Genomic DNA, 18,891 nt, shown 5'->3' on the forward strand with positions numbered 1-18,891 from the left:
AAACCTGGGGACAAGAAGTGAAAGGGCCACATTAAATGCGGCCCGGCAGTCTAGCAAATGCCGAGGAGCGCTTCAGGCCGGATTGGCCTCATGCGCCGCGATGATCTCGGCGACCAGCAGCGGGTCCGGCCCGTCGAGAAAGTATTCCTCGGCCAGCGGTGCCCGCAGGCGCATGAAGGCGTCCTCGCCGACCTGCAGGGTGTGCCCGGGGGCCATCTGCGCGCCGCTGCTCAGCAGGTAGCTCATCACGTTGTCGAACAGCTCCGAGTAGCGTTCGCCCTCATGGTGCCCCTCGGCCAGCACGGCGAAGTCGGCGATACCGAACACACCACCGCCGTAGGTACGCATCCAGGTGCCCTGCACGCCTTCGACGTCGTATTTGACGAAGCCGCAGTAGAGCGCGGTCAGCGGCATGCCGCGCAGCACGTCCAGGCTCTCGCGCCCCAGCCCCTGGTCATTGAAGATCGCTGCGGGCAAGGAGGTCCTGCCACTCTCGTTGAGCACCGCGATGGCACCGAAATGCGCCAGCGCACCGGCGACTGCGGCCAGCACCACGTATTGCTCCAGGGGGTCGTCGTCATGCCCGGCGTAGTACAGCAGGACATGGCTGGCATGGGCGCGCACCTCATCCTTGAGCGCCTGCGGATAATGCGCGGGGGCCACGCAGGACTCCAGCGATTGCGCAGGGAACGGCGCATCGAAGCCGAGCAGCCGCACCACGTGCTCTCCCCAGCCGGCCAGGGCGAAGAACTGCTCGACTTCGTCGGACACCTCGCAGCTCGCTGCGGCCATTTCCGGGTGATAGGCACGCAGGACGCGGGTCAGCTCGTCCTGATCCAGCTGCAGCGCAGCCGGGAACAGCACCTGCAGGCTGACTCGCCCTTCGCTGGCGGGATTGGCGACCAGACGGGCCGGCTCTGCGGCAGCGTCGTCGCGGCGACCGAAGAAACGCGAAAAGATACTCACCTGAAACTCCCTTTGTTCAACGCTTCCCAGGACGACTCGCGCGTTACGCCTCCACATCCTGCTCGATGCGGGCTCGTACATGGATGGCGGCAAACGGCGCATTCTGCACCAGTTCGACCAGCGATTCCTTGATCAACTCGAGAATTGCCATGAAGGTCACAACCACGCCGAGCCGCCCTTCCTCCGCAGCGAACAGCTCGACGAAGGGCACGAACGCGCCGCCCTTGAGACGCTCCAGCACCTCGCTCATGCGCTCGCGGGTAGACAGCGCCTCACGGGTGACCTGATGGCTTTCGAACATGTCGGCGCGGCGCAACACCTCGGCCATCGACAGCAGCACCTCTTCCAGGCTGACATCCGGCAGCAGCTTGCGCGCCCTGGCCTCGGGGGCATCCAGCCTGGGCACGATGACGTCGCGGCCGACTCGCGGCAGCTCATCGAGGTCTTCGGCGGCCGCCTTGAAGCGCTCGTACTCCTGCAGACGGCGGATCAGCTCCGCACGCGGGTCATCCTCTTCGTCCTCGGTCTCGGTCGAGCGTGGCAGCAGCATGCGCGACTTGATCTCGGCGAGCATGGCGGCCATCACCAGGTACTCGGCAGCCAGCTCCAGGCGCACCGACTTCATCAGCTCGACATAGCCCATGTACTGCTTGGTGATTTCCGCGACGGGGATGTCGAGGATGTCGATGTTCTGCTTGCGGATCAGATAGAGCAGCAGGTCCAGCGGCCCCTCGAACGCCTCGAGAAACACCTCCAGGGCGTCCGGGGGGATGTACAGGTCCAGCGGCAGTTCGGTGACCGCTTCGCCATATACCAGGGCGAACGGCAGTTCCTGCTGGGCACCAGCCTGGTTGTCCATCGACGGCGTGACGGGTTCACTCACGGCGAGCGCTCCTTCAGCGGTAGTTCAGGCCCATGGCCATGCGCACCTCGGCCAGGGTGTCGCGTGCCTCGTCACGTGCGCGCTCGGCCCCTTCGGCGAGGATGCTGCGGACCAGGTCCGGGCTGTCCTCGTAGTCGATCGCACGCCGCTGCAAGGGCGCCAGCTCGCTCTGCAGCGAGGAGCACAGGCGGCTCTTGCAGTCGAGGCAGCCGATCGCGGCGCTGCGGCAGCCTTCGATGACCCAGTGCAACTGCTCGTCGCTGGAGTACAGCTGGTGCAGCGACCACACCGGGCAGCGTTGCGGTTCGCCCGGATCGTCGCGGTGCACGCGCGCCGGGTCGGTGGGCATGCGCCGCAGTTTTTCCTCCAGCTCGGCATCACTGTCGCGCAGGAATATCGCATTACCGCTGGACTTGGCCATTTTCTGCCCGTCCAGCCCCGGCACCCGCGAGAACTCGGCGAGAATCGGCTGCGGCTCGGCCAGGATCACCTTGCCGCCACCCTCCAGATAGCCGAACAGGCGCTCCTGGTCTCCCAGGGTGAGGGTGCTCTGCTCCTTGAGCAGGGCGCGGGCGGTTTCCAGCGCCTGCGCATCGCCCTGCTCCTGGTAGGCCTTGCGCAGGTTGCTGTAGAGCTTGCCGAGCTTCTTGCCGAGTTTGCCGATGGCGGCTTCGGCCTTCACCTCGAAGTCCGGCTCGCTGCCATACAGATGGTTGAAACGCCGCGCCACTTCGCGGGCGAACTCGATGTGCGGCAGCTGATCAGCGCCGACCGGGACCTGCCCGGCCCGATACAGCAGGATATCGGCGGCCTGCAGCAGCGGATAACCGAGGAAGCCGTAGGTGGAAAGGTCCTTGCCGGACTGACCGTCCTGCTGCTCCTTGTACGACGGCACGCGTTCCAGCCAGCTCAGCGGGCAGATCATCGACAGCAGCAGATGCAGCTCGGCGTGCTCGGGCACCTGCGACTGCACGAACAGCGTCGCCGAACTGGGGCTGACGCCGGCCGACAGCCAGTCGACCGCCATGTCCATGACGTGCTGGGACAGCTGGCCGACCTCCGCGTACTCGGTGGTCAGCGCATGCCAGTCGACGATGCAGAAGAAGCAGTCGTACTCGTGCTGCAACCTGACCCAGTTCTTCAGCACGCCGTGATAGTGCCCGAGGTGCAGACGACCGCTCGGACGCATTCCAGAAAGCACCCGACGTTCGGAGTCGTTAAGGCTCAAACCGTTCTACCCAAAATCCAGACAAGGCCACGGAGTATAGGGCAGCAGCGGTCACAACGGAAAAGCCGCGTGACAGGCCGTCTCAGAGATCGTGAAACGGCGCGGGATCGCCGCAACCGACCCGCACGACCTCGGGGCTGTCGTCCGCCAGATTGACCACGGTGGAGGCCTCCAGCCCGCCGAAGCCGCCGTCGATGATCAGGTCGACATGATGCTCGAGCACCTGGCGCATCTCGTACGGGTCGGACATCGGCAGCTCGTCGCCCGGCATGATCAGGCTGACGCTCATCAGCGGTTCGCCGAGCTGCTCCAGCAGCGCCAGGGCGATGGGATGGCTGGGCACCCGGATACCGATGGTGCGGCGCTTGGGGTGCAGGAGCATGCGCGGCACTTCGCGCGTGGCATTGAGGATGAAGGTATAGGGGCCGGGGGTGTGATTCTTCAGCAGGCGGAAGGCGGCGGTATCGACCTTGGCGAACAGGCCGATCTGCGACAGGTCGCGGCAGACCAGGGTGAAGTTGTGCTTGTCGTCGAGCTGGCGCAGGCGACGAATGCGCTCGACCGCATTCTTGTCGCCGATGGCACAACCCAGGGCATAGGACGAGTCGGTCGGATAGACCACCACGCCGCCGCCACGAATGATCTCCACGGCCTGTTTGATCAGGCGTGCCTGGGGGTTTTCCGGGTGCACCTGGAAAAATTGACTCACGCTTGCTCCCTGCTCATTGAGTGACAGCGGATGGCTGTGCATGTTCGAAGCGCTCCCAGAGCGCCGTCAGGTCATCGGGCAACGGGCGGTACATGCCCAGTTCGGACCAGTCGCCCGGCGCATGGAAATCGCTGCCGACACTGGCCATCAAGCCAAATTCACGCGCCAGGATCGCCAGGCCACCGACCTGCTCGGCCGGCTGCATGCCATTCACCACTTCCAAGGCATGCCCACCCAATGCCGCGAAGTCGGCCACCAGACGTCGGCGCTTACTGCGAGTAAAGTCGTACTGCCACGGATGCGCCAGGCTGATCCAGGCCCTGGCCGAACGCAAGGTGGCGAGGGTTTCCTCCAGCGTTGGCCAATGCTGTTTGACATCGCCCAGCTTGCCCGAGCCCAGCCACTTGCGAAACGCCTCGGCGCGGTCACGCACATGGCCGGCACGCACGAGGAATTCGGCGAAATGCGGCCGCGCCGGCGCATTGCCACTGTCGCCCAGTTCCTGCTGCACGGCCCGGGCGCCCTGCAGCGCACCCGGCATGCCCTTGGCCGCCAGGCGCCGGTCGATTTCCTCGGCGCGCTGCCAGCGCCCATGGTGCAGGGCCTCGATGGCATCGCGCAGCGCCGGCGCCTCGCGCTCGAAGGCATAGCCGAGCACATGGATGGTCGCACCACCCCAGGTGCAGGACAGCTCGATGCCGTTGATCAGGCGCATGTCCAGGGCAGTCGCCGCACGCCGCGCCTCATCGAGGCCTTCCAGGGTGTCGTGATCGGTCAGCGCCAGCACCCGCACGCCACGCTCATGCGCCCGGGCCACCAGTACGGCGGGGGCCAGGGCGCCATCGGAGGCGGTGCTGTGGCAGTGCAGATCGACAATCATGGCGGCGCTTTCGTTGAGATTGATGTTTGTTATTATGCCCCACATCCGCGCCAACGCCGTCGCCGTATGGCGCAAATGCCTCATCCCTCCCCCGCTTCGACCCTGAATTAAGGATTGAGATGCTCTACGCCATCATCGCCACCGACGTCGAAAACTCCCTGGAAAACCGCCTGGCCGCGCGCCCTGCGCACCTCGCCCGCCTGGAACAGCTGAAGCAGGAAGGCCGCCTGCTGCTGGCCGGTCCGCACCCGGCGATCGACAGCAACGATCCGGGCCCGGCAGGTTTCAGCGGCAGCCTGATCGTTGCCGAGTTCGACTCTCTGGAAGCGGCGCAGAGCTGGGCCGACGCCGACCCGTACCGTGCCGCGGGCGTCTATGCCAACGTGCTGGTCAAACCCTTCAAGAAAGTGCTGCCCTGAACGGACAGCCGCCACGCTGCTCGCGCCTACAAGGAATCGCCATGCGCTCGATCCCGTTGTCCCTGCTGGTCGCCCTGGTGCTGATCGGCTCTGCGGCACAGGCAGAAGAGGAAACCGTTCCGCCTGCCCCTGCGCCAGCCAGCGTAGACGCCGACCATCAGGTGCTCGAACAGCGCCTGGCGCAAAGCGAACAACTGCGCAGCGAGCAGGAAGCGAGCAGCACCGTGCAGTTGCAGCGCCTGCGCCAGGAGAACCAGCGCCTGCGCATGCAGCTCAAGGAAAGCCAGGCGCAGGTGCAACCCAGCCTGCTGAGCGACACGCAGACCTGGTTCGCCCTGGGCGCCGGGCTCAGCCTGGTCTCGATCTTCGTCGGCGCGTTGCTGCGCGGCAATCGCAAGAGCCGCCGCGAGTGGATCAACTGAACCATGAGCCGACTGCTGCTGATCGACGACGACCAGGAACTCTGCGAGCTGCTCGCCAGCTGGCTGACCCAGGAAGGCTTCCAGGTCACCGCCTGCCATGAAGCCGGCAGCGCCCGCCAGGCCCTCGCCTCGCAGGCGCCCGACGCCGTGGTGCTGGACGTGATGCTGCCGGACGGCAGCGGCCTGGAGCTGCTCAAGCAGCTGCGCGGTGAACATGCGGAGCTGCCGGTACTGATGCTCTCGGCCCGAGGCGAGCCGCTGGACCGCATTCTCGGCCTGGAGCTGGGCGCCGACGACTACCTGGCCAAACCCTGCGACCCACGCGAGCTGACCGCCCGCCTGCGCGCCGTGCTGCGGCGCACGGCACCCGCACCGGCGAGCAGCCAGCTGGAGCTGGGCGACCTCAGCTTCAGCCCCAATCGCGGCGTGGTCAGCATCGCCGAACATGACGTGCCGCTGACCCTGTCCGAGAGTCGCCTACTGGAAGCCCTGCTGCGTCAGCCCGGCGAGCCGGTGGACAAGCAGGCCCTGGCGCAGCTCGCCCTGGGCCGCAAGCTGACGCTCTACGACCGCAGCCTCGACATGCATGTCAGCAACCTGCGCAAGAAGCTCGGCCCGCACCCGGATGGCCGCCCGCGCATCGTTGCCCTGCGCAGCCGTGGCTATTACTACACCCCCTGAAGGCGCTGCCGGCGCTGCGTAAACAGCCTGCAACATCGCCTTTACCCAAGCTTTACCGTCGCCTGACCGCCCTTGACCTTGACCGCCGCATACTGAGCCCATCCGGTCGTTACCGGTTTCGAGACAAGGAGAATCACCATGCGCAAGACCCTCACCGCCCTGCTGTTCGCCGCGACCCTGCCGACCCTGGCTTTCGCCATGCCCATGGAAGACGGCGGCCCGCGCCATCATGACCGTGGCCCCGACATGTTCAAGGAGCTGAACCTGAGCAAGGAGCAGCGCCAGGAGTTCCGCAAGCTGATGGGCGAGCAGATGAAGAGCCATCGCGACATCACCAAGCGCTACCTGGACAAGCTGCCGGAAGCCGAGAAGCAGGCCATGAAGAAAGAGCTGGACAAGGCGCGCGCCGACCAGCACAAGGCCCTGCGTGACCTGCTCAACCCGGAACAGCAGAAGGCGTTCGACGAGCACCAGAAGAAGATGGAGGCACGTCGCGCCGAAATGGCCGAGTTCAAGGCCTGGAAGGCCGACAAGGACAAGAACGCCAACTGACATCCATCTCCATCGATCCGCCGCCGCGCCCTCCGGGCCCGGCGGCTTCTGCATGAGGACATCGCGTGCGTTCATTGTTCTGGCGCATCCTGGCGACATTCTGGCTGGCCATCGCCCTGGTGGCCGGCCTGTTCCTGCTGCTGGGCCGCGCCCTTAACCAGGACGCCTGGGTCCTCAGCATGCACCCGGGCCTGGACGGCCTCGACAGCGAGTGGGTCCGGCGCTATGAGCACGATGGGCAGGAGGCCGCCCAGGACTTCCTCGAACAGCGCAAGCGCCGCTACCGCATCGACACCCAGGTGCTCGGCGAAAGCGGACAGTCGCTGGTCAGGGGCACCTTTCCATCACGCGCCGCCGCCTTCGAGGCGCGCCAGCACGATGAACGACGCCTGCCCTGGCGCCGTCTGACGGCCGAGTACACCAGCCCGGAAAGCGGCGAGAGCTACCTGTTCATCTACCGTATCCCGCACCCCGAACTCGCCGCCTGGCACCGGGGCAGCCTGTTCTGGCCGCTCAGCGCGCTGGCGATCGCCCTGGTGGTACTGACGCTGTTCAGCCTGCTGCTGACGCTGTCGATCACCCGTCCGCTGGACCGCCTGCGCGGCGCCGTGCACGACCTGGGGCAGACCGCCTACCAGCAGAACAGCCTGGCGCGTCTGGCCACGCGCCGCGACGAACTGGGCCTGCTGGCCAAGGACTTCAACCGTATGGGCGAACGCCTGCAAGGACTGATTGGCAGCCAGCGCCAGTTGCTGCGCGACGTTTCCCACGAGCTGCGCTCGCCCCTGGCCCGCCTGCGCATCGCCCTGGCCCTGGCGGAACGGGCCAGCCCGGCAGAACGGGACAAGCTGTGGCCGCGTCTCAGCCAGGAATGCGATCGCCTGGAAGCACTGATCAGCGAGATCCTGGCCCTCGCCCGCCTGGATGCCGACACGGGTGCAGCCCAGCCGGTCGACCTCGCCGCCCTGCTCGACAAGCTGCAGGAGGACGCGCGCCTGACCGCTCCCGAACAGCGACTGCAGATCGACCTGGAGCCGGGCATTCAGCTCATGGGCTGGCCGGACATGCTCGAACGTGCGCTCGACAACCTGCTGCGCAATGCCCTGCGCTTCAATCCACCCGAGCAGCCGGTGCTGATCCGGGTACAGCGCCAGCAACAGCGCCTGCTGCTGAGCGTGCGCGACCACGGCCCGGGCGTTGCCGAGGCGCACCTGCAGCAGCTGGGCAAGCCGTTCTTTCGCGCGCCGGGTCAGAGCGCAGCCGGGCATGGCCTGGGGCTGGCCATCGCCCGCCGCGCGGCACAGCGCCACAGTGGCGAGCTGCTGCTGGCCAATCACCCGGAGGGCGGCTTCGTCGCCACCCTCAGCCTGCCACTCAAGCAGCAGGCGGGCTGATCAGCGCAGCGCTCAGCCGTTCCAGGGGCTGACGAAATCCTCGAGCGCGAGCTCCGGCGCGCGACGCAGCTCGCGCTCCGCTGTGCCGAGGTAGAGGTAGGCGATGATCTGCTCGTCCGCCGCCAGGCCCAGGCCCTTGCCGACATGCGCGTCGTAGGCCATGTCGCCGGTGCGCCAGACGGCACCGATACCCTGGGCATGAGCGGCCAGCAGCATGCCGTGCGCCGCACACCCGGCTGCGATCACCTGCTCGGACTCGGGAACCTTGGGATGCGCCTGGACCCGTGCGATCACCACCACCAGCAGCGGCGCACGCAGCGGCATGCCACGGGCCTTGCTCAGCGCCTCGGGCGTTGCCTGGGAATCCTTCACCTGCAGCGCCTCGGCGAACAATTCGCCCATGCGCCCACGCGCCTCGCCCTCGATGGTGAGAAAGCGCCACGGACGCAGTTGCCCGTGATCAGGGGCACGCAGGGCGGCGCGGAACAGCAGCTCACGCTGCGCCGCATCCGGCGCCGGGTCGACCAGACGGGGAACGGAAACACGGTTGAGCAGAGCGTCGAGAGCCTCCATCGGCCACCTCCTTGAAACGAAGAACGCGCATTCTCGGTGCTGCACGCTACAGGCTGCAAGCTCAGGCGGAGGCCTGCAGCCCGGCACTGCGGCGCAGGCGCTGCTGGAGGCGACTGTCAGGCGACCCGGTCGGGCGATATCACCGGCTTCACCGGTGGCGTCAGCGGCGGCAGCCCATGTGCCTTGCGGGCCTCGTCACAACGCGGGTTGTGCACGCCGTTCTCCCAGGAGGCCTGGAAGTCGCGGCAACTGCTCGAACGCTGCTCGTACAGGGTGCAGCGCACGCCGCAGCCGACATCGCCGAGCAGCTGGACACAACGTGCCGGCTTGCTCTCGGTGCCACGCATCGCGACATAGTGAGGGCTGATCTGGATCACCTGTTCATCGGGGACGCTGCCGCCAGCGGATTGGCATTCGCCCCAGAAGAAGGACACACGAAAGAACGCGCAGCAGGCGCCGCACGTGAGGCAGGGATTAGCTTCGGACATTTTGGGGAAGGACTCGGAAACCGACGGACGCCAGCAACGGACGGCTATTCTATGCGCGGCCATGCGCTTGTAAAGCCCCCTCCCCCAGCTCGCGAGAAAAGCGCTGCAAGCGGCCCTGCCCGGGCGCTGAGAGGCGCATGCGCGAGCACGCTGGAGAGGCTCGTTTACACTGTCCGCAAAGCGCGTTCTCGCCTGCCAGCGCCACGCCCGCCTGGTTTTCACCCAGCCGGGTTGCAGCGGTTTACAGCCGCCCGTCGGTGGGTAGAATGGCGCATTTCCAACCGCCAGAGCCCCCTACATGGCCTTGCCGACGCTGCGCATCATCGGATTCATCATCGGCATATTCCTGATTACCCTGGCGGTGAGCATGGCCATCCCCATGCTGACCCTGCTGATCTTCGAGCATCCCGAAGACCTCAACGCCTTCCTCTGGTCCAGCCTGATCACCCTGATTGCCGGCCTGGCGCTGGTCATCCCCGGACGTCCGCAGAACGCCCAGCTGCGCCCACGCGACATGTACCTGCTCACCACGGGCAGCTGGAGCGTGGTGTGCAGCTTCGCCGCGCTGCCCATGATGCTGATCGCGCACATCAGCTACACCGATGCGGTTTTCGAGACCATGTCGGGTATCACCACCACCGGTTCCACGGTGCTGACGGGGCTGGATCACATGTCGCCGGGCATCCTCATCTGGCGCTCCATGCTGCAGTGGCTCGGCGGCATCGGCTTCATCGGCATGGCGGTGGCGATCCTGCCGCTGCTGCGCGTGGGCGGCATGCGCCTGTTCCAGACCGAATCGTCGGACTGGGGCGAGAAAGTGATGCCGCGCTCGCACGTGGCTGCCAAGTACCTGCTGCTGGTGTACGTGGCCCTCACCCTGCTGGGCATTCTGGCCTACTGGGCTGCCGGCATGAACCTGTTCGATGCCGTCAACCATGCCATGACCTCGATTTCCACCGGTGGCTACTCCACCTCGGACTCGTCGCTGGCCAACTGGCCACAACCGGCCGTGCACTGGACGGCCGTCGTCCTGATGCTGCTCGGCGGCATGCCCTTCATGCTCTACGTCGCCTTCGTCCGGGGCAACCGCCAGGCCTTGTTCAAGGATCATCAGGTGCGCGGCTTCATCGGTTTCCTGCTGCTGACCTGGCTGGTGTTCGGCACCTGGCTGTGGATCAACTCGGAATACGCCTGGCTGGACGCCCTCCGCATCGTCGCGGTGAACGTCACCTCGGTGGTCACCACCACCGGCTTCGCCCTCGGCGACTACACCACTTGGGGCAGCTTCGCGGTCCTGCTGTTCTTCTACCTGACCTTCATGGGCGGCTGCTCCGGCTCGACCTCGGGCGGCCTGAAGATCTTCCGCTTCCAGGTCGCCTACGTGCTGCTCAAGGCCAACCTGATGCAGCTGGTGCACCCACGGGCGGTGATCAAGCAGCAGTACAACAACCACAACCTGGACGAGGAGATCGTGCGCTCGCTGATCACCTTCTCCTTCTTCTTCACCATCACCATCGGCGTCCTGGCGCTGGCACTGACCCTGACCGGCCTGGACTGGGTCACCGCCCTGACCGGCGCCGCCACCGCGGTGTGCAACGTCGGGCCGGGCCTCGGCCCGATCATCGGCCCGGCCGGCAACTTCGCCAGCCTGCCCGACTCGGCCAAATGGCTGCTGTCCATCGGCATGCTGCTGGGCCGCCTGGAAATCCTTACCGTCCTGGTGCTGGTCACCCGCAGCTTCTGGAAACACTGATCGATGCCTCTGTCCAGCCTGCGCATTCTCGCCTTCATCAACGGCATTTTCCTCATCACCCTGGCGCTGAGCATGCTGGTGCCGGTGATCACCCTGCTGATCTTCGAACAGCCACAGGGCATCAATGCCTTCCTCTGGTCCAGCCTGATCACCGCCCTGACCGGCATCGTCATGATCGCCCAGGGCCGACCGCAGCAGACCCAGCTGCGTCCGCGCGACATGTACATGCTGACGGTCTCGAGCTGGGTGATGGTGTCGATCTTCGCCGCCTTGCCGTTCATCTTCGCCGAGCGCGCGAGCATCACCGACGCCTACTTCGAGAGCATGTCCGGCATCACCGCCACCGGCGCGACGGTCTTCAGCGGCCTGGACGACATGTCGCCGGGCACGCTGATCTGGCGCTCGCTGCTGCACTGGCTCGGCGGCATCGGCTTCATCGCCATGGCCGTGGCGATCCTGCCGATGCTGCGCATCGGTGGCATGCGCCTGTTCCAGACCGAGTCCTCGGACCGCTCGGAGAAGGTCATGCCGCGCTCGCACATGGTCGCCAAGTACATGGTGCTGGCCTACGTCGGCCTCAGCGCCATCGCCGTACTGGCCTTCTGGCTGGCCGGGATGGGCCTGTTCGATTCGATCAACCACGCCATGTCGGCCATCGCCACCGGCGGTTTCTCCACCTCCGACTCGTCGCTGGGCAAATGGCAGCAGCCCGCCATCCACTGGGTCGCGGTGCTGGTGATGATTCTCGGCAGCCTGCCCTTCGTCCTCTACGTCACGGCGATGCGCGGCAATTACCGGCCCCTGCTGCGGGATGCCCAGGTGCACGGCTTCCTGCTCCTGCTGCTGGGCAGCTGGCTGGTGCTGGCCTCCTGGAAATGGATGACCACCGACCTCTACTGGCTCGATGCGCTGCGCCTGGTGGCGGTGAACATCACCTCGATCATGACCACCACCGGCTTCGCCGTCGGCGACTATCACCTGTGGGGCCCCTTCGCCAGCATGATCTTTTTCTACCTGGGCTTCGTCGGCGGCTGCTCCGGCTCGACCGCCGGCGGTCTCAAGGTGTTCCGTTTCCAGGTGGCCTACATCCTGCTCAAGGCCAACCTCAAGCAGCTGATCCACCCGCGCGCGGTGATCAAGCAGCAGTACAACCGCCACCGCCTGGACGAGGACATCGTTCGCTCGATCCTCGCCTTCGCCTTCTTCTACACCATCACCATCGCGACGCTGGCGCTGGCCGTGGCCATGTGCGGGGTGGACTGGATCACCTCGCTCACCGGCGCCGCCGCCATGGTCTCCGGGGTGGGCCCGGGGATGGGCGAGATGGTCGGCCCGGCAGGCAACTACGCCGGCATCCCCGACCTGGCCAAGTGGCTGCTGACCCTGGGCATGCTCCTCGGGCGCCTGGAGATCCTCACCGTGCTGGTGCTGCTGTTCCCTGCCTTCTGGCGCCACTGAGACGGCAGCCCGCCCCTTTCACTGGCCGGGCACACGCCGGCTGCGGTATTCCCCCGGCGTCTCGCCGAACCAGCGGCGAAACGCCCTGAAGAAGTTGCTGGGGTCGGCAAAGCCGAGCAGATAGGCAACCTCCAGCAGCGTCAGATCGACCTGCCCCAGGTACTGCTCGGCCAGCTCGCGGCGGGTGTCGTCGAGCAACTGCTGGTAGCTGGTGCCCTCCTCCTGCAGCCGTCGCTGCAAGGTGCGCTGCGACAGGTGCAGCGCCTGCGCCACCACCTCGCGTCGCGGCTCCCCTTGCGGCAACAGGCGGCACAGCACCTGGCGCGCCTGATGGGTCACCCGGCTGCTGCAGAAGCGCGCCAGGTACTCCCCGGCAAAGCGATCGTGCAACTGCGCCAGGGCTTCGTTGGCGCTGGGCAGCGGGGCCTCCAGGTCGGCGCGTTCGAAGATCAGCCCGTAGTGCTCGGCATTGAAGCGCAGCGGTGCCTGGAACACCTGCTGATAGGGGGCCAGATCGGCAGGCGCCGGGCCTTGCAGGCGTATTTCACGCGGGCGAATGAGCTTGCCGGTCATCCAGCGACAGAATGCCAGGCAGTAGGCCAGCGAGGCCTCGGCGCTCTGCCGCGCCGGCGGCAGGCGGTCGCCATGGATGGCCAGGGTCAGTGCGTAACCGTCGGGCTGCGCCAGGAAATTCAGGTCGGCCCCTTCGCCGATGATGCGCTGGTAGCGCACCAGGCGGGTGAAGCCGTCGCGCAGGTTGCGGCTGGACATCAGCGCGTAACCCACCACATGGAAGGACGCAGGACGCACCACCTGCGCCATGTTCAGACCGATCGCCGGGTTGCCGGACAGGGCCACGGCGCGCTGCCACAGGCGGGTCATGCCATCTTGCGGAAAGCGCGCATCCGGGTCGTTCAGCGCGGCGTAGTCCATGCCCAGTTCGGCGAACAGCCCGGCACAGTCGACACCGCCCAGCTCCAGTGCCTGCACGATGGCCAAGGCCCAGTTGGAAGATGTGGTTCTTTCACTCATCGTCTTGTTCTTATGTAGATCAGGCCAGCAAGGTCAGAGTTGGCGGCCCAAGGATACTAGACTGGCACCTTAAGTCAGTGGCCCATGGAGACAGCCGCTCTAGACTGACAGTGACAATAACAGGAGGTGCGCCATGACCGCCCAGACCACCGAACGCTTCCAGAGCTTCGCCGCGTTCTACCCCTACTACCTGCAGGAACACAGCAACCCGGTGTGCCGTCGCCTGCACTATGTCGGCAGCCTGCTGGTGCTGACGATCCTCGCCTACGCCCTGGCCACCCAGCAATGGCTGTGGCTGCTGGCCATGCCGCTGGCCGGCTATGGCTTCGCCTGGGTCGGCCACTTCGTCTTCGAGAAGAACCGCCCCGCCACCTTCCAGTACCCGCTCTACAGCCTGATGGGCGACTGGGTGATGCTGAAGGACGCCTTCACCGGGCGGATTCGCTTCTGACCCCGGCGCCAATCCAGAACAACAAGAACGAGAACGACCATGAATAGCCGAGCCCGCTTCACCCACATGGAAGACGGCCAGGCCGAGGACTGGGCCATCATCGCCCAGGATTTCGCCGCCTATGCCGCCCAGCTGCCTGCGCGCATTCTCGACCACCTGCGCCTGCTCGATGGCGACTTCGGCGGCTTCCCCGTCGACCGCCTGACCCACTCGCTGCAGACCGCCACCCGCGCGCACCGCGACGGGCGTGACGAGGAATACGTGGTCTGCGCCCTGCTCCACGACATTGGCGATACCCTCGGCAGCTACAACCACCCGGATATCGCGGCGGCGATCCTCAAACCCTTCGTCAGCGCCGAGAACCACTGGATGGTGGAGAAGCACGGGATCTTCCAGGGCTACTACTTCTTCCATCACCTGGGCATGGATCGTCACCTGCGCGAGCAGTTCAAGGACCACCCGCAGTACCAGGCGACCATCGAGTTCTGCGCCCGCTACGATGCCGCCGCCTTCGATCCGGACTACGAAAGCCTGCCCCTGAGCTACTTCGAAGCCATGCTGCAACGGGTCTTCGCCAGGCCGAAGAACTCCATCTACCTGGCGGCCATGGACGACGCGAACGCCTGACCGCCGGCCACTGTTACGCCACCGTTCGGCGGTCATGCTTGGCTGGCCGCCGTACCCTTGGTTATGATCCCTGCCCTGTAGAGCCTCTGGCTCAGGTCTTGCAGACCAGCCAGGCGTCCAGCAGAGACGCCAGAATTCCAGCAGGGACAGTTCCAGCAGATGAAGTCAGTCACCCTCAGCCGTGCCAACGGGCTGCCGACGCCGCCGTTGCGCGAATACTATTCGCGCGTGCTGGCCTATATCGCCACGGCCGCGGCCATCGCCGCCGGAACCTACGTCGGGCATTTCACCTACGACGTCCTCTGGATGGTGCCCTACGCGCTGCTCTACCCGCACCTGGCGCACAACCTCAGCCGCCGCTTCAAGCGCGACTATCCGCAACAGACCGACCTCACCCTGCTGTTCCTCGATGCTATCCACGCCGGCGCGGCCTGCGTGCTGCTGGGGTTCTCCACGGTACCCAGCCTGATGTTCATGCTGACCCTGTGCTTCAGCGCCCTGGTCATCGGCGGCCTGCGCTATCTGGGGCTGGCGCTGCTGGTCGCCGGCAGCGGCATGGCGCTGTGTGCGGCGCTGGTGGAGATCCACCCCAATACCAGCACGCCGACTCCCGTGGCCCTGGTCAGCATTCTCTTCGCCACCTTCTACATCTGCATCACCGCCTACTTCGTCAACCAGCAGGGATTGCGCCTGGCGCAGGTGCGCAGCGAGATCAAGCGCGAGCAGGAAAAGGCCGCACGCCTGGCCCGCAACCTGGCCAAGTACCTGTCCCCGCAGGTGTGGGAGTCGATCTTCACCGGCAAGAAGACCGTGCGCCTGGAGACCCAGCGCAAGAAACTCACCGTGTTCTTCTCCGACATCAAGGGTTTCACCGAGCTCTCCGAAGAGCTGGAAGCCGAAGCGCTGACCGACCTGCTCAACACCTACCTCAACGAGATGTCGAAGATCTGCCTGAAGTACGGCGGCACCATCGACAAGTTCATCGGCGACTGCGTCATGGTGTTCTTCGGCGACCCCAGCAGCAACGGCGCCAAGAAGGATGCGGTAGCGGCGGTTTCCATGGCCATCGCCATGCGCAAGCACATGAAGGTGCTACGCCAGCAGTGGCGTGCCCAGGGCATCACCAAGCCGCTGGAAATCCGCATGGGCCTCAACACCGGCTACTGCACGGTGGGCAACTTCGGCGCCGACACGCGCATGGACTACACCATCATCGGCCGCGACGTGAACCTCGCCAGCCGCCTGGAAAGCGCGGCGGAATCCGGCGAGATCCTCATCTCCCACGAGACCTACTCGCTGGTCAAGGATGTGATCATGTGCCGCGACAAGGGCCAGATCACGGTCAAGGGCTTCACCCGTCCGGTACAGATCTACCAGGTGGTGGATTTCCGTCGCGACCTGGGCGCCACCTCCAGCTACGTCGAGCACGAGCTGCCGGGCTTCTCCATGTACCTCGACACCAACGGCATCCAGAACTTCGACAAGGAACGCGTGATCCAGGCGCTCAACCAGGCGGCCGAGAAACTGCGCGACAAGGTCATTCTCTGAGCTGAACCCTCCGGGCAGCTGCGCTGCCCGCCCCCCCGGCGTAGCTAGGACAGCGCCTAGAGCGCGGTATCCGCCAGGGCCTCGTCCAGCACCACCGGCTCACCGTCGATCAGCGGCTGCAGCGCCAGGAATTCCAGCGCCGAGGCGCGCCAGGACTGTGCCGCCGCCAGCTCGGCGCAACGCCCGCGATCCAGTTCCAGGGCCGCCAGGCAGGCCGCGCCCAGGTCCTCGTCCATCACGCCACTGAGTCCCTGCTGCAACACGTCCAGCGGCCCCGCGACGGGGAACGCGGCAACCGGTGTGCCACAGGCCAGCGCCTCCAGCATCACCAGGCCATAGGTATCGGTGCGCGAAGGGAAGACCAGCACCGAGGCGTCCTGATAAGCCTCGGCCAGCGCCTGGCCACGGCGATAGCCGAGAAAGCTCACCTGCGGGTAGCGCAGCTGCAGCGCTTCACGCTGCGGGCCATCGCCTACCACACGCTTCTCGCCGGGCAGAGCCAGGTCGAGAAACGCCTGCAGGTTCTTTTCCGGCGCGATACGCCCCACGTAGAGAAACACCGGCTGCGCCTTCGCCTGGCGCATCCCGTTCGGGCTGAACAGGCCGGTATCCACGCCCTTGCGCCACAGTTGCAGGCGCTGCAGGTCCCACCCGGCGAACTCTTCGCGCAGGCGTTCGGTGGTCACCAGCACCGCCTGGCTCGGGCGATGGAAGGCGCGCAGCAGGGCATAGCCCCAGCGCGGCGCGATCCAGGGCCAGCGGGTGCTGACATATTCGGGGAAGCGCGTGTGGATCGCCGTGGAGAAGGCCAGACCACGCTTGACCAGCCAGCGCCGTGCCGCCCAGCCCAGCGGCCCTTCGGTCGCCAGGTGCACGCAGTCGGGGCGAAAGTCGCGGATCAGCGCGCCGACCCGCCAGAGATTCCACACCAGCGGAATCTCCGGGTAGGTCGGGCACGGCACGGAGCGGAAGTCGGCGGGCGACAGCAGCTTGACCTGATGACCGAGGCCGCGCAGCTCGCTGATCAGCGCCGCCAGGCTGGTGACCACACCATTGACCTGAGGCGCCCAGGCATCGGAGACGATCAGTATTCTCATGCACTGGTCTCGAGCGCCACGGCCTGCGCGTCGCTGGCTTCGCGCGCCTGCGCCTCGGCCAGACGGTAGAGTTCGATCTGCCCGTCCCAGTGCTCGATCAGTGCCGTGCAGGACTCCACCCAGTCACCGCAGTTCATGTACTCGACACCACTCACCTGGCGGATCTCGGCGTGGTGGATATGACCGCAGACGACGCCCTGCAGGCCACGCTTGACGCACTCGTGTGCGATGGCTTCCTCGAAGTCGCTGATGAAGTTCACCGCCGTCTTGACCTTGTGCTTGAGGTACGCCGACAGCGACCAGTAACCGTAGCCCCAGCGGCTGCGCCAGTGGTTCAGCCAGCGGTTGAGGGTCAGGGTGAATTCGTAGGCCGAGTCGCCGAGAAACGCCAGCCAGCGGTGGTAGCGGGTGATCACGTCGAACTGATCGCCATGGATGACCAGCAGCTGGCGGCCATCGGCGGTGACGTGCACGACCTCGTCCACCAGCTGGATGTTGCCCAGCAGCAGGCTCGAATAACGGCGCAGGAACTCGTCGTGGTTACCGGTGACGTAGATCACCTCGGTGCCCCGCTTGCTCATGGTCAGCAGGCGGCGAATGACGTTGGTGTGCGCCTGCGGCCAGTAGATACCGCCGCGCAGCTTCCAGCCGTCGATGATGTCGCCCACCAGGTAGATGCGGTCGGCGTGATAGCGCTTGAGGAAGGCCGCCAGGTGCTCGGCCTGACAGTCGCGAGTGCCGAGATGCACGTCGGAGATCCACAGGGTGCGGACACGTTGCTTGCGGGTGGGCTTGGCGAGCTGGGCGCTGGTCATGGGCTGCCTCCGGCTGGGTTTAGACGAGCTTGAGGCGTGGCGGTGAAAGGATTGTGACGGGCAAAAGACCGTTCGATGACGCAGCACGCCGTCGCCCCAAGGCGTTACACTCCTGCGCTCACCGAGGAACCGCCATGCTCCCTGCCCTGTCCCTGCGCCACTACAGCCATGAAGTGCTCTGCCACAGCCATGACCACGCCCAGTTGGTGTTCGGCCTGACGGGTGAGCTGCAGTTCGAGGTGGAGGGCCTGGGCAGCCGCGTGCTGCGTCATCACCTGGCGGTGGTACCGGCCGAGGCCCGCCACACCTGCGGCAGCCCGCGTGGCAGCCAGTGCCTGGTGCTGGACCTGCCAGCCAACGACTGGCTCGCACGGCAGCTCGGCCATCACGCGGACAACATCCAGCGCCTGCTCGAACGCCCCGGCGCCCTGCAGCTCGACCCGACCCAGGGCCAGTTGCTCAACTGGCTGGCCAACGGCCCGATCAACGATGCGGTGATCGCCGGCCAGGGCGCCGCCCTGCTGCTCGGCAGCCTGGCGTGCCAGCAGCCCGCCGGCGAAGCGGCACGCTTGCCGCTGTCGGCGCTCGACCACTACATCGAGCAGCATGTCGCCCATCCGTTGCAGGTTGCCGACCTGGCCCGGCTGGCCGGCCTGTCGGTCGCCCGCTTCCATGCCCGCTTTCTCGCCGATACCGGGCGCACGCCCATGGAACACATTCGCCAGTTGCGCCTGCAACGGGCCGAACAGCTGCTGCGCGACAGCGAACTGCCCGTCGGCGAGATCGCCGCCCGCGTCGGCTACACCTCGCAAAGTGCATTCACCGCCGCGCTGTCCCGCCACCTGGGCATGACCCCACGGCAACTGCGGCGCGATCGCCAGGCCCTGCGCCACGGCTGAGAGCCTCGCGACAAAA

The 18,891-nt window shown here is 66.2% G+C and carries 21 protein-coding genes; 11 read left to right on the forward strand and 10 right to left on the reverse strand.

Translation table 11 applies throughout. The features are described from left to right. Nucleotides 1–72: 72 nt before the first annotated feature. The 5 genes from EWH21_RS15565 to EWH21_RS15585 all read right to left on the reverse strand — a co-directional run bounded on the left by EWH21_RS15565 (nt 73) and on the right by EWH21_RS15585 (nt 4,666). Complete coding sequence (locus EWH21_RS15565; protein ID WP_037054166.1) at nt 73–966, reverse strand: DUF4261 domain-containing protein; 894 nt, start codon at nt 964–966, stop codon at nt 73–75. A gap of 43 nt (nt 967–1,009) precedes the next feature. Continuing rightward, the gene (locus EWH21_RS15570) at nt 1,010–1,723 is read right to left on the reverse strand and encodes a ScpA family protein (protein WP_167494400.1); all 714 of its coding nucleotides are present in this window, start codon (nt 1,721–1,723) and stop codon (nt 1,010–1,012) included. A gap of 139 nt (nt 1,724–1,862) precedes the next feature. Then, nucleotides 1,863–3,077 carry a tryptophan--tRNA ligase gene (locus EWH21_RS15575; RefSeq protein WP_080756945.1) on the reverse strand — a complete coding sequence of 405 codons (1,215 nt, stop codon included), beginning with the start codon at nt 3,075–3,077 and terminating at the stop codon, nt 1,863–1,865. 82 nt (nt 3,078–3,159) lie between these two features. Continuing rightward, nucleotides 3,160–3,786 (reverse strand): L-threonylcarbamoyladenylate synthase, encoded by a 627-nt coding sequence (locus EWH21_RS15580; RefSeq protein ID WP_037054172.1) that lies wholly within the window; start codon nt 3,784–3,786, stop codon nt 3,160–3,162. 13 nt (nt 3,787–3,799) lie between these two features. Continuing rightward, the gene (locus EWH21_RS15585; protein ID WP_037054174.1) at nt 3,800–4,666 is read right to left on the reverse strand and encodes a PHP domain-containing protein; all 867 of its coding nucleotides are present in this window, start codon (nt 4,664–4,666) and stop codon (nt 3,800–3,802) included. A 119-nt stretch (nt 4,667–4,785) separates the two neighbouring features. On the opposite strand from EWH21_RS15585, the gene EWH21_RS15590 reads away from it, so the two are divergent. The 5 genes from EWH21_RS15590 to EWH21_RS15610 all read left to right on the forward strand — a co-directional run bounded on the left by EWH21_RS15590 (nt 4,786) and on the right by EWH21_RS15610 (nt 8,134). Beyond that, on the forward strand, nt 4,786–5,085 hold the full coding sequence (locus EWH21_RS15590) for a YciI family protein (protein ID WP_037054175.1): 300 nt from the start codon (nt 4,786–4,788) through the stop codon (nt 5,083–5,085). A 41-nt stretch (nt 5,086–5,126) separates the two neighbouring features. After that, complete coding sequence (locus EWH21_RS15595; protein ID WP_277698778.1) at nt 5,127–5,507, forward strand: translation initiation factor 2 (IF-2, GTPase); 381 nt, start codon at nt 5,127–5,129, stop codon at nt 5,505–5,507. A 3-nt stretch (nt 5,508–5,510) separates the two neighbouring features. Beyond that, complete coding sequence (locus EWH21_RS15600; protein ID WP_277698779.1) at nt 5,511–6,188, forward strand: response regulator transcription factor; 678 nt, start codon at nt 5,511–5,513, stop codon at nt 6,186–6,188. Between the two features lie 138 nt (nt 6,189–6,326). After that, complete coding sequence (locus EWH21_RS15605; protein WP_134678192.1) at nt 6,327–6,740, forward strand: Spy/CpxP family protein refolding chaperone; 414 nt, start codon at nt 6,327–6,329, stop codon at nt 6,738–6,740. Nucleotides 6,741–6,805: 65 nt separating this feature from the next. Further along, nucleotides 6,806–8,134, forward strand: coding sequence for a HAMP domain-containing sensor histidine kinase (locus EWH21_RS15610; RefSeq protein ID WP_277698780.1), 1,329 nt, complete (start codon nt 6,806–6,808; stop codon nt 8,132–8,134). Between the two features lie 12 nt (nt 8,135–8,146). On the opposite strand, the gene EWH21_RS15615 is transcribed toward EWH21_RS15610, so the two are convergent. Both EWH21_RS15615 and EWH21_RS15620 read right to left on the reverse strand, forming a co-directional pair. Then, nucleotides 8,147–8,707 carry a nitroreductase gene (locus EWH21_RS15615; protein WP_277698781.1) on the reverse strand — a complete coding sequence of 187 codons (561 nt, stop codon included), beginning with the start codon at nt 8,705–8,707 and terminating at the stop codon, nt 8,147–8,149. Between the two features lie 116 nt (nt 8,708–8,823). Further along, nucleotides 8,824–9,195 carry a YkgJ family cysteine cluster protein gene (locus EWH21_RS15620; protein ID WP_152488469.1) on the reverse strand — a complete coding sequence of 124 codons (372 nt, stop codon included), beginning with the start codon at nt 9,193–9,195 and terminating at the stop codon, nt 8,824–8,826. Between the two features lie 298 nt (nt 9,196–9,493). Between EWH21_RS15620 and EWH21_RS15625 the strand changes: the two genes are divergently transcribed. Then, complete coding sequence (locus tag EWH21_RS15625; RefSeq protein WP_150609210.1) at nt 9,494–10,948, forward strand: TrkH family potassium uptake protein; 1,455 nt, start codon at nt 9,494–9,496, stop codon at nt 10,946–10,948. A 3-nt stretch (nt 10,949–10,951) separates the two neighbouring features. Then, on the forward strand, nt 10,952–12,406 hold the full coding sequence (locus EWH21_RS15630; protein ID WP_277698782.1) for a TrkH family potassium uptake protein: 1,455 nt from the start codon (nt 10,952–10,954) through the stop codon (nt 12,404–12,406). Between the two features lie 18 nt (nt 12,407–12,424). Here the strand turns inward: EWH21_RS15630 and EWH21_RS15635 are convergent, their stop codons facing one another. After that, complete coding sequence (locus EWH21_RS15635) at nt 12,425–13,438, reverse strand: AraC family transcriptional regulator (RefSeq protein ID WP_037054198.1); 1,014 nt, start codon at nt 13,436–13,438, stop codon at nt 12,425–12,427. A 133-nt stretch (nt 13,439–13,571) separates the two neighbouring features. On the opposite strand from EWH21_RS15635, the gene EWH21_RS15640 reads away from it, so the two are divergent. From EWH21_RS15640 to EWH21_RS15650, 3 genes are all read left to right on the forward strand, one after another. Beyond that, nucleotides 13,572–13,889: an Mpo1-like protein gene (locus EWH21_RS15640; RefSeq protein WP_037054201.1), complete on the forward strand. Its 318-nt coding sequence runs from the start codon at nt 13,572–13,574 to the stop codon at nt 13,887–13,889. A gap of 39 nt (nt 13,890–13,928) precedes the next feature. Beyond that, nucleotides 13,929–14,516: an HD domain-containing protein gene (locus EWH21_RS15645; protein ID WP_277698783.1), complete on the forward strand. Its 588-nt coding sequence runs from the start codon at nt 13,929–13,931 to the stop codon at nt 14,514–14,516. Nucleotides 14,517–14,675: 159 nt separating this feature from the next. Next, the gene (locus EWH21_RS15650; protein WP_047584563.1) at nt 14,676–16,064 is read left to right on the forward strand and encodes an adenylate/guanylate cyclase domain-containing protein; all 1,389 of its coding nucleotides are present in this window, start codon (nt 14,676–14,678) and stop codon (nt 16,062–16,064) included. 56 nt (nt 16,065–16,120) lie between these two features. On the opposite strand, the gene EWH21_RS15655 is transcribed toward EWH21_RS15650, so the two are convergent. Beyond that, on the reverse strand, nt 16,121–17,161 hold the full coding sequence (locus EWH21_RS15655; protein ID WP_277698784.1) for a glycosyltransferase family 1 protein: 1,041 nt from the start codon (nt 17,159–17,161) through the stop codon (nt 16,121–16,123). Continuing rightward, nucleotides 17,158–17,976 carry a UDP-2,3-diacylglucosamine diphosphatase gene (locus tag EWH21_RS15660; RefSeq protein ID WP_277698785.1) on the reverse strand — a complete coding sequence of 273 codons (819 nt, stop codon included), beginning with the start codon at nt 17,974–17,976 and terminating at the stop codon, nt 17,158–17,160. Before EWH21_RS15660 ends, EWH21_RS15655 begins: the two co-directional genes overlap by 4 nt. A 134-nt stretch (nt 17,977–18,110) precedes the next feature. Between EWH21_RS15660 and EWH21_RS15665 the strand changes: the two genes are divergently transcribed. After that, nucleotides 18,111–18,875 (forward strand): AraC family transcriptional regulator, encoded by a 765-nt coding sequence (locus tag EWH21_RS15665; protein WP_037054212.1) that lies wholly within the window; start codon nt 18,111–18,113, stop codon nt 18,873–18,875. The last annotated feature ends 16 nt before the right edge of the window (nt 18,876–18,891 follow it).

Origin of the sequence: Pseudomonas sp. REST10 (genome assembly GCF_029542605.1) — a bacterium.
Classification (GTDB): domain Bacteria; phylum Pseudomonadota; class Gammaproteobacteria; order Pseudomonadales; family Pseudomonadaceae; genus Aquipseudomonas; species Aquipseudomonas khazarica.

Excerpts from the sequence above, each read along its gene's own strand:
- EWH21_RS15585 (WP_037054174.1), bottom strand. The coding sequence starts at position 4,666 with ATGATTGTCGATCTGCACTGCCACAGCACCGCCTCCGATGGCGCCCTG.
- EWH21_RS15590 (WP_037054175.1), top strand. The coding sequence starts at position 4,786 with ATGCTCTACGCCATCATCGCCACCGACGTCGAAAACTCCCTGGAAAAC.
- EWH21_RS15595 (WP_277698778.1), top strand. The coding sequence starts at position 5,127 with ATGCGCTCGATCCCGTTGTCCCTGCTGGTCGCCCTGGTGCTGATCGGC.
- EWH21_RS15600 (WP_277698779.1), top strand. The coding sequence starts at position 5,511 with ATGAGCCGACTGCTGCTGATCGACGACGACCAGGAACTCTGCGAGCTG.
- EWH21_RS15605 (WP_134678192.1), top strand. The coding sequence starts at position 6,327 with ATGCGCAAGACCCTCACCGCCCTGCTGTTCGCCGCGACCCTGCCGACC.
- EWH21_RS15615 (WP_277698781.1), bottom strand. The coding sequence starts at position 8,707 with ATGGAGGCTCTCGACGCTCTGCTCAACCGTGTTTCCGTTCCCCGTCTG.
- EWH21_RS15620 (WP_152488469.1), bottom strand. The coding sequence starts at position 9,195 with ATGTCCGAAGCTAATCCCTGCCTCACGTGCGGCGCCTGCTGCGCGTTC.
- EWH21_RS15625 (WP_150609210.1), top strand. The coding sequence starts at position 9,494 with ATGGCCTTGCCGACGCTGCGCATCATCGGATTCATCATCGGCATATTC.
- EWH21_RS15630 (WP_277698782.1), top strand. The coding sequence starts at position 10,952 with ATGCCTCTGTCCAGCCTGCGCATTCTCGCCTTCATCAACGGCATTTTC.
- EWH21_RS15635 (WP_037054198.1), bottom strand. The coding sequence starts at position 13,438 with ATGAGTGAAAGAACCACATCTTCCAACTGGGCCTTGGCCATCGTGCAG.
- EWH21_RS15640 (WP_037054201.1), top strand. The coding sequence starts at position 13,572 with ATGACCGCCCAGACCACCGAACGCTTCCAGAGCTTCGCCGCGTTCTAC.
- EWH21_RS15645 (WP_277698783.1), top strand. The coding sequence starts at position 13,929 with ATGAATAGCCGAGCCCGCTTCACCCACATGGAAGACGGCCAGGCCGAG.
- EWH21_RS15650 (WP_047584563.1), top strand. The coding sequence starts at position 14,676 with ATGAAGTCAGTCACCCTCAGCCGTGCCAACGGGCTGCCGACGCCGCCG.
- EWH21_RS15655 (WP_277698784.1), bottom strand. The coding sequence starts at position 17,161 with ATGAGAATACTGATCGTCTCCGATGCCTGGGCGCCTCAGGTCAATGGT.
- EWH21_RS15660 (WP_277698785.1), bottom strand. The coding sequence starts at position 17,976 with ATGACCAGCGCCCAGCTCGCCAAGCCCACCCGCAAGCAACGTGTCCGC.
- EWH21_RS15665 (WP_037054212.1), top strand. The coding sequence starts at position 18,111 with ATGCTCCCTGCCCTGTCCCTGCGCCACTACAGCCATGAAGTGCTCTGC.